This is a genomic window from Culturomica sp. (assembly GCF_003524185.1).
Classification (GTDB): domain Bacteria; phylum Bacteroidota; class Bacteroidia; order Bacteroidales; family Marinifilaceae; genus Culturomica; species Culturomica massiliensis.
The window spans coordinates 42,199-56,040 of record NZ_DOED01000014.1 but is presented as its reverse complement, the minus strand read 5'-3'; the positions used below and the strand labels follow the sequence as shown (position 1 = coordinate 56,040).

Genomic DNA, 13,842 nt, shown 5'->3' with positions numbered 1-13,842 from the left:
TTCCGATCTGAGATTAATTCTTTTATTTCTGACTTCGCTACCACACGAAAAAAGGTAGCACTTTTACAATCTTCATCACAACGGGCTCAATCCAATACGACAAGTCCTATTTCAGTTCAAACCTCACCACCACCGTATATTTCAACGGTATTTTTTCAAAATCTAAAACAGGCGTACTGTCAACCGAGCCCACACCTCTGACACGCACATTGGCTACTGCATTCTGACGGGGATAATAGCCACCTTCATTTTCACTGATATACAATGCACGCCCGATCTCCTGCCCGACTGCCCCGGCAAAATCTTCGGCTTTCTCCTTCGCTATTTTAACGGCATCTGTCTTTACTTTCCGACGAAACTTTGCTATCTGTGAATGATCCACCCGTAAAATTGAAATATTTGAAATTCCTACCGCTTCCAGATCTGTCAATAAACGACCGATCTTATCTGCTCCATGCATACAAAGCTGGTATTCTTTTTCCGTTTGTATAGCCGTACGCTTCAGCAGATAGTATTTAAAATCACTGAACAAATCACTGATTGCCAAATCATTATGCACATCTATCCCCAGATTTTTCAAAACATTTACCATTTCTTTCTCCTGTTCCTCCACACTTTTTTTCCCTTTATCCTTCTCACTGATTACAATACGCAGGTAAATTTCATCCGGTACGATTTCCAGCTCTGCTGTCCCGGTCACTTCTACATAATTCTGGTCGATAAAATTTTTTTCCCCCGTTTGAGCCATACCTCCCCAGCCCCATAAAATCAGGCAACACAATACATATAACACTTTCATAATCGCTATAATTTAAATGATCTGCAAGCAAGATATAAAAAATCCGCCGATTATACAAACCTTACAGATCTCCTTCCGAAACCGGCAAAACTTGTATAATCGACGGATCGTTATACCCGGACTATTCTCCGGTATATACGGCATCCGTCCAACTATCCGTCCGGAACGGACAAGCGGGGAAACCCTCTTTATTTTCCAGATTCGTAAGCGGGTAAGTCAGAAAAGCATAACGTACAGCCACAGGTGTCTTCACTGCAGGTGCCGATAATACGACTCGGTCCCCGACAATTTCAGCCTTCGCTTTATAAAAGCGTTTATCGGTCCCCGCCAGGTAAAAATGCGCAGGCATTTGCCCGTCATTTGTACGTAAACCCGTACCCAAAGACCCTTTTTTAAAACACACCTCCACTTGTTTCCCTTTATATTGTACCCTGCTATACATCGGACCTTCACATACCACCGTTTTGTATCCGTACACCCGTCGCATAGCCAATGCCGCCATTCTTTCTCCCACCGGACGCTTATTTACCGGATGAATAGATTCTGTTTCCCCGATATCCATCGTTACCACCATTCCGCTATGGGGCAATAAACGCATTGTCTTCTCCTGAACTTCCCGGAACACAGCGTAATGTCCGCCGTAAAAATCATTCTTTTTCCAGCTATAAGGCGTCATCTGTACAAAATAAAAAGGCAAATCACCCTGCCCGAAAACTTTTCTCCAACCTTTCACCATTTCGGCACACAAAAGTGCATAGCAATTCCCGTCATTACAATTATTTTCACCCTGATACCAGCCGAAACCCCGTATCGAAAGATGACGAAAAGGATAGATCATACCGTTATACAATCTATAAGGCACATTCCCCTCCTTTACCTGCTCCGGAGCCGAAAGCCAGGGATCGAGATATTTCGTTTTCAAAACCGGCACATTTTCCAACACCTCCCGTGACGTAAAAGCCTGACAGGACATTGCTCCCCGGGAGGAAACCACCAATCCCACCGGAACATTCAACGTTTCGAACAATTTACGGCCCATAGAAAAAGCAACGGCACTGAACTTCCGGACGGTTACAGGAGTACATTCCTGCCAGGTCCCTTCCACCCGGTCCGTGGGCAAATCCGAAGGATTCAAAACCGTTGTAAACAGGCGGATATACGGATAATCGGCGGAAGCGATTTCCTGCTCATGATTCAATATACCTTTATGCCAGGGCAAAAAAGGTTCCATCGTCATATTCATATTCGATTGTCCCGAAAAAAACCACACCTCCCCTATTACAAGATTTTCGAGCACGACAGTCGTATCCGTCGCAACCACTTCCAAACGATAAGAAGTAAAATCCCCGGACTTCACGTCCGGTACTTTGATCCGGCACTCCCAGTTCCCGTCCTCATCAGCTTCTACTCTCAACACTTCCGGAGTCCACCCGGCCTGTACCGTCAGTTTCTCACCCGCACGTGCAGTCCCCCATACACAAAACGGTTTTCCCTGTTGTATCACCATATTACTTTGTAATACGGAAGACAACTCAAAACCGGCAACCGGATGACAAAAGCAACATAACAACCAAAAAACAATATATTTTCTCATAACTTTCATTTTAAACAACCGCTTCCCAATAAACAGACAGTCCCGCGAACTGTACTATCAATGATCGGTACGTTCGCGGGATCCATCTATCTAACAGATTAATTCAACTCTATATCTTCCTACACAAACGACACATGCCCTCACTCCCGCTAACACAAACAGTTTGTGCATCTTAATCCGAAATCATAAATCCGAAAATTTACAATCGTAATTTACCATTCCGGATTCTGGTCGAGCAAAGAATTACTTTCGCGCTCAAGCTGCGGCACAGGTAACAGGTAATGTTTTTCCTCTATTGCAGCAGCGATAGACGGATTCTGGGCTTCCATTGCTTCTTTCAGTTTATGAGTACGCAATAAATCGAATCTCCGCTGACCTTCAAAGGCAAATTCCAAACGCCGCTCATACAAAACAGAATCCAAAAATTCTTCCGGTGATAAACCGGTTTTCAGGTCAATATCGGAAGGTGTATCTATCGGTTTGCCGAAAGCACGTCTTCTGACCTTATTCACACACTCATAAGCCTCCGAACTCCCAGGTGTCAGAGCATGCAACGCTTCAGCCCGCATCAGGTAAATATCCGAATACCTCAGGATTGGATAATTGTTTCCACTGTTCTCTACTGTTGCTTCTTTTGAAAAATCCAGATACTTATTGCAATAATAGGGATAAAGAATAGAACTGGCCATATTGGGATATTCCTCACGGGTATACAACCTTACATTTACATCCCGGCGTAAATCACCCGGTTTATAAGCATCATAATGATTTTTAGTAACCGGATTATCCCCATATCCCGACCAACCGTTAATTTTCACAAAAGGAGGCCGGAAATAGCCGTTATAGGAACTTCCCGGATTACCGGTACCGGCTTTATACTGTATTTCGAAAATAGATTCCTGTCCGTTCTTTTTCGTCAGATCAAAATTATCGGCGTAATTATCCCACAACTGATACCCCATACCCATCACTTCTTCGGTTTTGATCACTACTTTATCATATTTTTTCATTGTCAGGTATACTTTAGCCAACAACCCTTTGGCCGCTCCCTTAGAAGCCCGTCCCAGATCAGCCGAAGCATACTCTCCTTTACGGGGCAGATTCAGTTCTGCAAACTCCAGATCCGAAATAATCTGTGAATACACACTATCCACACTGCTTCTCGCTACCTTCAAATCATTTAAAGAAGTCGTCTCTTTCAATACCAAAGGTACCTTACCATAAGTACGCACTAAATTAAAATACAACAAAGCTCTCAAAAAACGAGCTTCCGCTATAAACTGATTTTTCTTTTTCAAAGAAATCCTGTCCTCGCCCATAACCGAAATATTATCGATGGCATAATTACAGCGATTGATTACGGTATACTGAGTCCGCCAGAACTCATACACCAGTTTGGTCGCCGGACTGAAGGTAAACTTATCCAGATCGTTTTTATCCGCATTGGACGTATTCCGTCCGTTTCCCCATTCGGCATCATCCGTACCCTGCGAATTCATCACTTCTGAGTACTGGTTGTAAATATAATGACTACCCAGTCCGGAATAAACCGAAATAACAGCCGAATTCGCATCTCCCTCACTTTTAAAGAAGTTATCGGGAGCCATTGAGCCTTCCGGGACCAAATCCAGATCCACACATCCGGACAATCCCAACAAAGCACCCACCATAAAAATCATATATTTTTTCATCGTTCCAATCTTTTAAAATCATCAATCAAAAATTCAGGTTTAAACCGAATAACACGGTTTTCACCGAAGGATAAGAACCGTAATCATATCCCATACCGACATTATCCTGTCCATAAAGACTGACTTCAGGATCGTATCCGCTGTAATTCGTAAAAGTGAAGAAATTCTGTAACGAAGCATATACCCTGGCCGAACGTATGAGTCGTGTTTTCTTCAGGATTTTCTCCGGAATAGTATATCCCAACTGGATATTCTGGATTCTCAGATAAGAACCGTCTTCGATCAGATAATCCCAGGAACGGCTGGTAGCCTTAGCCGTCAATGCCCTCGGAACAGGGGTATTCTGATGCTCCGGAGTCCAGCGATTCAACACATTCCGGCTTTGATTCCAGGTACCCTGCATATCTTCCAGACGGGCTTTATTGGCATTGTATATATCATTACCGTAAGAGAAAACAATAAACACATTCAAATCAAAATTCTTATACGAGAATGTATTCGTAAAACCGCCGTAGAAATCCGGTTGTGCACAACCGATAATTTTCCGGTCATAATCGTCGATTTTGTTATCCGGTTTTCCATCCGAACCACTGAAATCTTTAAAGCGGATGTCTCCCGGTTTTGCTTTCGGCTGAGCCGAATTCTTGATATCATCTGTCGTGCTGAAAGTTCCGTCTCCTACAAAACCGTAGAAAATACCAATCGGTTCTCCTACTTTTAACAAACGCGATACATCCATTCCCTGACTCTTATTCCCTCCCGCCGGTACGATAGATTCCTCTCCACCCAGACTCAACACCTTATTCCGGTTGAATGTAATATTAAAACTGGAATTCCAGGAAAAATCACCTACAAAGGGATCTCCGCTTAAACTCAACTCAAGTCCTTTGTTTTCCACCGATCCGACATTTTTCAAAGCCGAATCGAAACCCGAAGTTGCCGGAATCTTCACATTCAACAACAAATCAGTGGTTTTCTTATAATAAAAATCAGCGGTCAGATTCAAACGGTTGTTAAAGAAACCAAAATCGATACCCAGGTCTGTCTGCCGGGTAGTTTCCCACTTCAAATCGGGATTAGCAACCTGCGAAGGTCCGTATCCCATGTATTTCGTATCTCCGAATACGGCTGCCATCTTATCCAGCAAAGCAATGGAAGGATAAGTTCCGATACCGTCCTGGTTGCCGATCCAACCGTGACTCAACCTGATCTTCAGGTTACTGAACACATTCAGGTCTTTGATAAAACCTTCCTCGGAAGCACGCCAGGCAACGGCTGCCGACGGGAAATAGCCCCAACGGTTATTGGCACCGAAACGAGAGGAACCGTCAGCACGAAAAGAAGCCGTCAACATGTATTTTCCGTTATACGAATAATTGATTCGTGCCAGATAAGACATCAAACTCCATTCGGATACCCCGGTTGAAGGGGTCTTAACTACTGTCCCCGATCCCAGGTCATTCATCTGCAAATTGTCGTTCAAAAATCCCTGTGCACCTGCTTTCATCATTTCCCAACGGCTTCCCTGCTGTGTAAAACCGACCAACGCATTGACGGCATGTGGTCCGAAATCCCGGATATAAGTCAACGTATTCTCATTTACCCAGGTATACGTCTTGTCATTGCTGGCATTCCCGTCACCGTTCACAATTTCTCCTGCATTGATCGTCATCGGCGTATAAGAACGGTTGTCCGAATGTATCAAATCCAGGCCGATCGTCGACTTAAAAGTCAGTCCCTTAATAATCTCCCACTCTCCGAAAGCATTTCCCAAAACACGAAGTTGTTTATTCTTATCTACCTTATCATTCACGACAGCCATCGGATTCGTAAAAATTTCCCCGAGACGGTTCTGCTTCGTATATTTACCTTCCGCATCTTTTACCGGAATATTGGGAGGAGCCACCAACATCATTTCCAAAGCGCTAACCCCGGCTTTATTCGTCGTAACATGAGCCAAAGACAGATTCGTCCCGAATTTCAATCCATGACATACGATACGTTCCAGATTTCCCCGAAAAGTCATACGCTCCAACTCAGTTGCTTTGATAATACCATCCTGCGTCTGATAATTGAAAGAAGTTAAAAACTTCGTTTTCTCATCACCGCCCGATATTGACAACTGGTAATTCTGTGTCAATGCATTGTCATTTCGAACCAGCTTCTGCCAATCCGTCGTCTCCGGAATCACATTGGGGTCATATATTGCCTGTCCGCCTCCGTTTACCGAAGCTTCATTCGCCAACTGTTCGAATTCCGCCGCATTCAGTAACTTATATTTTTTGCGGATATTCTGAAATCCGGCATACATATCGAAAGATACTGACGTACGTCCTGCCTTTCCTTTTTTAGTCGTTATCAGAATAACCCCGTTCGCTCCACGGGCTCCGTAGATCGCTGTAGAAGAAGCATCCTTCAACACCTCTATCGATTCGATATCCGAAGTCGCAATCGTATTCAGCGGACTCAACGTCGTCTGGCTACTTCCTGCCTGTGCATAAACAGGTACCCCGTCGATTACATACAAAGGCTCATTACCACCCGAAATCGAATTTCCTCCCCGGATACGAACCGTAGCTCCGGCTCCCGGCATTCCCGAATTCTGTACCATAAATACTCCGGAAGCACGCCCCTGTATCATCTGATCTACCGATTTTACCGGCAAACCTTTCACACTCTCGGCAGATACCGAAGATACGGCTCCCGTCAAATCCCTCTTCCGTACAACACCGTATCCGATAACCACTACTTCTTCCAGGTTTTCTGTTTCTTCTTCCATCACAACATTCACCAAACTCCGGTTATTTACCCCTACTTCCTGTTTCTTCATTCCTACAAATGAAAACTGCAATACGGCATTCCCGGAAACTCTTATCGAATACTTTCCGTTAACATCCGTAGTTACCCCATTCAATGTTCCTTTTTCCAAAACAGACACCCCGATCAGGGTTTCTCCCTGCTTCGTCGTCACCGTTCCGGTCACCCATCCGTCCTGCGCATAGCCGTAAGATGAAAAACCGAACATTCCCAAAACCAGCAAACATACCATCAACGAAAAATTTCCCGGACGGAAACGTTTTCCTGGTTTGAATGAATCAAATAAGTCAATCATGTGTTTCATAGTTAAAATCTGTTACATTTAAAGAAATCTCGTTGATACAAATGTATCAGTCCCTTTGTTGAATACTTTCACTTTTTTTGTTGCTTTATTATACTTTTTTGAAAATTTCAGCCTCATTTTTTAACATTTCTCATAAAATCCCGATACAATACGACATACATATCCCTATAAATCTGGAAAATAAGCATTAAAACGAACCCACATTCCGTTTACTTCTCTTTCTTCCAATCTACAATCTGATGATACAAAAGCAAGGCTTGCTTCAATTTCAGATAAGACAAACGCTGGACACTCTTATTATTTTCTATGGCCAGAACAGCGGCAACAGCAGCCGACTGACCGAGTACCATATATACGGGCTCCATACGAATCGAACCGTAGGCGGCATGGCTGGCCGAAAGACATACCGGTACCAGCAAATTGGTACATTCGTTTTCCTTCGGGCAGATCGAACGATAACTGACCGGATATATATTTTCCTTGTCCCAAAAAGTACCTTCGTCGTGCAATGCCCCTTCTTCATCCACATAACGGCTCACTACATGCGAATCAAACCAATAAGTCGCCAGCCCCACCGATTCGGGAGCCACCTTTTTCCCTGTAACCTCCGCTTCCGTCATAACGTAATCGCTTTGCATCCGCCGGGCTTCCCTGACATAAATCTGATGCGGAAAATTCCCATTGTTCCGGAACTCGTCTTTCGCCAGTCCCCACAAACGCATCTGCCCCCGTATATCGTCGGGCAAACGGCGGTCATTGGCCAAAAACCACAACAAACCGAGTACATAATCCCGGTGCATCCCGGCAAGCGAATCCCGTATCTCATAGTTTCCTTCCGGCCAAAGATAATTTGCCCCCACAAAGTCAGCATGATTCACATCCGTTTTATCATTAGGCAACGGGGTCAAAGTTAAAATATGATTCAACGTAACACCGGGATTTCCTTTCACCCAACGGTAAATATGCTCGAACCACAAAGGATCGTAATTCTCCGGGCGCTCGATCGGACGCTGATTATCCGGATCACGCGACAAACAAAAACGATAACAATAAGCCTGCACCCGATGATCGCCTTCCCCTTTTACACCAGGTACACGGGCCTCGACAAAAGGCAACAGGCCGGAAGCGGAATTTCCCTCCACCACATAAGGATCTATCTTTACGTTACTCTTATGGGCAAATTTTCCCGGCAATATCCCGTTCATCGTCTCTCCGTACAAAGCATTCGCTTCCCGTCCCACCGTATACGAAACTCCGGCCAAAGCCATCAAATCCCCTTCATACGTCGCATCGATATACATATGACCTTCATATACACGGCCATTCTCCATTCTTATCCGTACAATCCGGTTCCCCTTTTTCTCTACCCCCACCTGCAAATCCAACCGCTCTCCGAACACAACCTCTACACCAGCCTCCAACAACATATCCTGAAATATCTTTTCCGCCACATGAGGTTCGAACATCCACTGCATCCGCAAACTATCGTTTTTTCCCCTCCAAAAATACTTTCCCAATTGTCTGCTGTAATATTCCCAGCCTTCCGGATTCGTCCAAACCTCACTTCGGGAATAATAATCATATACCCGTTGATAAAATTCCCGGGACAATCCGCCGATCGCCTCCCGTTGATTAATATCCGTAGCCCCCAAACCGGAAGCCGTCAGTCCACCGACATGCCCGTCCTGACTGATCAACAAAACCCGCTTGCCCATCCGGGCTGTTTGTACCGCCGCCGTAACACCTCCGCTGCTGGCCCCATATACAACCACGTCATATCCGGCTGCCTCAAGACGCAGGCAGCCGAACAGAATCAAAACAATAATTCCCAAGTCATTCCATTTCATCGTATTCTGTTTTAAGTATTTATTTTCATCCGTTATTCCATTCACAAATCACATGCTTCCTCCTTCTGATAAAGATCATCTACACCACGCTCCCTGATCGCATATCGGGATTTCAGACAAAGCTATTTCGTTTCCCATTTTAAAATCTGCCCCTGCTGCTTCAAGCTATCCGCTAACAAGGCATAAGGTAATTCCTGGACAGCTTCTTTCCGTTCCAAAGCCAGTACTCCCGCTATCGCTGCCGATTGCCCTAAAACCATATAGACAGGCTCCATACGAATGGACCCGTAAGCCGCATGTGAAGCCGAAAGACATACCGGAACCAATAAATTTTCACATTCTTTCCGCCGGGGTATAATACTACCGTATGCCACCGGATATACCGTCTGCTTCTTCCAAAAACCGCCTTCGTCCCGTAACGCTCCTTTCTCATCTACAAACCGGGATACGATATGCGAATCGAACCAGTATGTAGCCAATCCGACAGCCTCAGGCGCCTCCCTCACGCCGGTCACCTCATGCTCCGTCATGACATATTCCCCGATCATCCGCCGTGCCTCACGTACATACACCTGGTAAGGAAAATTCCCGTTATCCCGATACTCATCCTTTGCCAATCCCCAACGAGACATTTCCTTCCGGATATTTACCGGCACCCGCTCGTCATGAGACAAACACCAAATCAACCCTAACGTAAAAGAACGATGCAAAGCCTTCATCTCTTCCCGCTCTTCATAAGACCCTTCCGGCCAGCCGTAATTCGCTCCGACAAAATCCGCATGATTCACATCTGATTTACCGTTCGGCATCGGAGTTATCGTCAGTATATTTTTCAATGTCCAGTCCGGATTTCCTTGCAAGAGACGGATAATGTATTCATACCATTCGGGACGATAATCCTCCGGACGGATGATCTCTTTCCGGTTTGCAGCAACATCCGTCAAAGTAAAACGGAAACAATAAGCTTGCAGCCGTTTATCACCTTCCCCTGCTTTTCCGGGCTGACCGACCTCCACATAAGGCAACACCCCCGAAGAAGTATCCCCTTCTATCCGGTAAGGATCGATTTTCACCCGGCTCTTTTTCACATGATCGTTCGGCAATATTCCGTTCACCGATTCTCCGTACACGGTATTCGCCTCCCGGCCGACAATATAGGAAACACCCGCACCTGCCATTAAATCCCCTTCATAGGAAGCATCAATAAACATACCTCCGTTACAACGGGTCCCGTCTGTCAATACAATCGTACCAATACGGCCCCCTTTCTTTATCACTCCCTTTGCCCGGTCCAGTTTCCCGTATATAACCTGTACTCCGGCTTCCAGCAGCATTTCCCGGAAAACCGATTGTGCCACATGCGGTTCAAACACCCATTGCATCTGTGCATCCGTATTCCTTCCCGTAAACACCCGTTTCCGGATAGCATCGAAATAGGTCTCACGCCCCATCACTGTCCAGACACCGGGATTTTGATAATACTGATACACACGCCGGTAAAATTCCCGGCTGATCCCACCGACAGCCCTGTACTCGTTAATATCCGTAGCTCCCAGACCGGAAGCCGTCAAACCTCCCAGACAAGCATCCGAAGCGACCAGCAGAGCTTTTTTCCCCATCCGGGCAACCTGTACGGCAGCGACAACCGCCGAGGACGAATTTCCATACACCACAATATCGGCGGAATATACACGCTCCTTAGCACCGGCAACCATTTCCAGACATAACAACAAAATCAAATACAAACTTCTCTTTCTCATAGTTATTTTATTTCTCTTTCCACAAATATTCCCCTCAACCAGTCTAACTCCCCTGAAATCCGGATCACAGATCGGACAACTCCTGTAATCTCACATTATATCCTTCTGCCGTAATCTGCCGGTTATTTTTCCCATCGGCAGTAAATTCAAGTCCGATCTCTTTCTTTTCAAAAGGCAAAAGGGTAAAATAGCCGTCGGAAAAGTAAGCAGGCAAAACTGCTTTTCCGGTATCCTTGTCCCGGACATTTAATTTTACAGCCAGTGCCACTTTATCGGTCGGATTCTCCACGATAATCCGCGCTTTTACAATTCCATTTTCCTCACGGACACGACATCTCCCCGTCAACCGGGTAACGGGTAAACGATTCAAAACCGTAAAATCCCTTGCCGTACGAGAAGTCGTTTCCCAATAAAAATTTTCCGACAAAAGCTGTTTTCCCGCCCTCAATTCCAGGCGGATAAAATACACTTCCGGCCAATTTGCTTTTTCTTCCAACACAAAAACCTCACACATCCGGTTAGATGCCGACTGTACAGTTCCTCGTTCTTCCCACAACTTCTTTCCCTTCAAATCATATATACAAACTTTTGCCGTAAGATTTTTATATTCCCGAAGCGAAGCATTCACCACCTCTACTTTCCGGGATAACGGATTCCACTGCACATGCAAAGGTTCACACGCTTTTTTTGCCCCGAAATAAGCCCCCGGAGTTTCATAATCCCAACTATAAGTCTGCCACACCATACTGGGCCAGGCCGGATGACTCATCCATAACAACACACCGGTAGCAGAACCGAACAACTTACTGTTCCAGCCTTCGAAAATAGCCCGGTAACTCTCATAATTTAGCAATTGCGCTTTACGGCAGAACTCATCCACCCCGGATGATTCCCCCAATTGCCGGTTTATACCATTCTGATACCCCTGAATCAAAGGACTATCCCCCCATTTCCCCATCAACCAGTCGTGATAATACCATACATCCCCGATCGGCCATAAATCTTCCTCTGCCATCATTTTCCGCACGGATTCCGCTGTCGGCAGCGAGGGCGATCCGACCTCATTCGCAAAACCCGCCGCCATTTTAAAATAGTTCACAGGTAAGGTATATTGCCAGGGACCGCTCTTGATCGTATTCATCGTGCGCGAATTACCGATATAATGGCGGGTGCCGTCCAGACGGGCGATAATATCCGAAATACCGTACTCCAGATACCCGGGAGCAAATCCCTCATTACGGGGACACCACAAAGCAATAGAAGGATGGTTGCGGTGACGCACCACAATCTGACGAATATTTTCCAGCAATAAATTGAAATCAGCCGGTAACAGATTGATCCCTTCGGTCGACATGCTAAAATCATTGAACACCAGTATTCCGTATTCATCGCATAAATCATAAAACACCTCTTCCGTACTCTCCGCTGTCCAATTACGTATCATATTGAATCCTTGCTCCCTATGCAAACGCATATAAGGTTCCATCCGCTCCCTCGCTACCCGCTTCATCGCATCGTCCATTCCCCAGTTACCCCCTTTGCAAAAAATCCGTTTCCCGTTTACACGGACCACCAGATAAGGCTCCGTACCATCATTTCCCAAAACTGTAATACCCTCTGCATCCAAACCGGTTTTCAGGGAAGGGAAATACAAATTACCGACTTTCCGCCGTTTTAAATTATCGATTACCGGCTTTCCGGCTGCATAAGCCTTCTGCGGATTGAACAGGATGCGTACATCTTCCCGATCCTCAGCATCCACCGTCAACTCATATTCCAATTCCCTCACTCCGAAACGAATTTTCCGGCAATCCGATACCCGGTCTTCCACCCACACCCGGACTTCTGCTTCATACAAACAAGGGTTTCCGTAACCGTTCGGCCACCACAAGCGGGGATTTTGCCATCTCAATTCAGCAAACTCCGTAGGATCAAACCGTAGCCGCTGTTTTGCCGAAGCTTCTAAAACAAAATCCTTCGTCACGACTCCATCGTTTACAGATAATTCGACTTTTCCCCGCTTCGCTACAGCTTCCCGGTTTACAAGCCCGATCTCTGCATACAGATCCGCACGTGTCGTATCCGGTAAAGGCAAATCCGTCATCACCCGTATATCCTCTAAAACAACGGCTCCGGTAAATACCAGCCGGACATCCTGCCACAAACCGATATTCCGGTCACGTATACCCGGAATCCAGTCCCAGCCCTCCGTACATATAAAAGTGGGACCGTCCAGACAAAGTACTCCTCCGTTATTTCCATGATCCATTCCATTCTGTTCCTGCGGTATTCCCGGATTGGAAGGAGGCAAAATACGAACCGCCAACACGTTTTTTCCGGTCGTCTTCATACATCCGGTAGCATCAAACTTTCCCTGTACAAAAGCTCCGTCCATCCGTCCCAGCTTCACTCCGTTCAGCCAGATTTCAGCCCGGTAATTAATGCCGTCCAAGACGATAAAACAACGTTTTCCAATCTGTTCTGCCGGACATTCAAATACCAGGCGATACCACCAATCTGTCCGGCAGAGCGAATCCGGAATCGCCAGGTTATTCAATCCCCAATACGGATCGGGGTATACCCCTTCATTCACCAGAGTGGTCAACACCGTTCCAGGTACAGTAGCGTTATACCAATTCTTCGTATTCAAATCCAGGTCGAACACCGACTGTCCGGAAGCCGTCAGTTTTTGTGCTTCGGCAAGTTCCCAGCCCGTCCGTAAAAAATATTCAGCCTCCCCTTTTCGTTCCGGAACACAAACCTCATTCCGCTTCGGCTTACGTTCCGGTTTCTGAAAAGGAACCTTCGACTTAGGCAAATCCGTCCGGCCCTGCGGATAAGCTTCTCCAAAGTTCAACCGTGACTGCGCTCCGGATTCGCCTATCCACAAAGCCAGCACCAAACACCATACATATTTCATTCGCATATTATTTCATTTTTCATTTTAACACCTAAACCTACAACACCTTTTACCTTTGCATTTCAAACCCCGATCAGTATTCTCCCAAATTGCACAGACAAACCGGTTTG

The 13,842-nt window shown here is 45.8% G+C and carries 7 protein-coding genes; all 7 read right to left on the bottom strand.

All coding sequences use genetic code 11. The features are described 5' to 3' along the window. Window positions 1-106: 106 nt before the first annotated feature. Complete coding sequence (locus DD657_RS05875; RefSeq protein WP_287048992.1) at window positions 107-799, bottom strand: SIMPL domain-containing protein; 693 nt, start codon at window positions 797-799, stop codon at window positions 107-109. Window positions 800-920: 121 nt separating this feature from the next. Further along, window positions 921-2,393 (bottom strand): sialate O-acetylesterase, encoded by a 1,473-nt coding sequence (locus tag DD657_RS05870; protein ID WP_021987327.1) that lies wholly within the window; start codon window positions 2,391-2,393, stop codon window positions 921-923. Window positions 2,394-2,605: 212 nt separating this feature from the next. Beyond that, entirely contained in the window at window positions 2,606-4,084 is a 1,479-nt protein-coding gene (locus tag DD657_RS05865; RefSeq protein WP_068688987.1) for a RagB/SusD family nutrient uptake outer membrane protein, read from the bottom strand. A gap of 25 nt (window positions 4,085-4,109) precedes the next feature. Beyond that, window positions 4,110-7,196: a SusC/RagA family TonB-linked outer membrane protein gene (locus DD657_RS05860; protein WP_287048989.1), complete on the bottom strand. Its 3,087-nt coding sequence runs from the start codon at window positions 7,194-7,196 to the stop codon at window positions 4,110-4,112. A gap of 218 nt (window positions 7,197-7,414) precedes the next feature. Next, window positions 7,415-9,052, bottom strand: coding sequence for an FAD-dependent oxidoreductase (locus tag DD657_RS05855; protein ID WP_021987330.1), 1,638 nt, complete (start codon window positions 9,050-9,052; stop codon window positions 7,415-7,417). A gap of 122 nt (window positions 9,053-9,174) precedes the next feature. Then, on the bottom strand, window positions 9,175-10,812 hold the full coding sequence (locus DD657_RS05850; protein ID WP_287048986.1) for an FAD-dependent oxidoreductase: 1,638 nt from the start codon (window positions 10,810-10,812) through the stop codon (window positions 9,175-9,177). A 64-nt stretch (window positions 10,813-10,876) separates the two neighbouring features. Then, window positions 10,877-13,732 (bottom strand): glycoside hydrolase family 2 protein, encoded by a 2,856-nt coding sequence (locus tag DD657_RS05845; protein ID WP_287048985.1) that lies wholly within the window; start codon window positions 13,730-13,732, stop codon window positions 10,877-10,879. Between the last annotated feature and the right edge of the window lie 110 nt (window positions 13,733-13,842).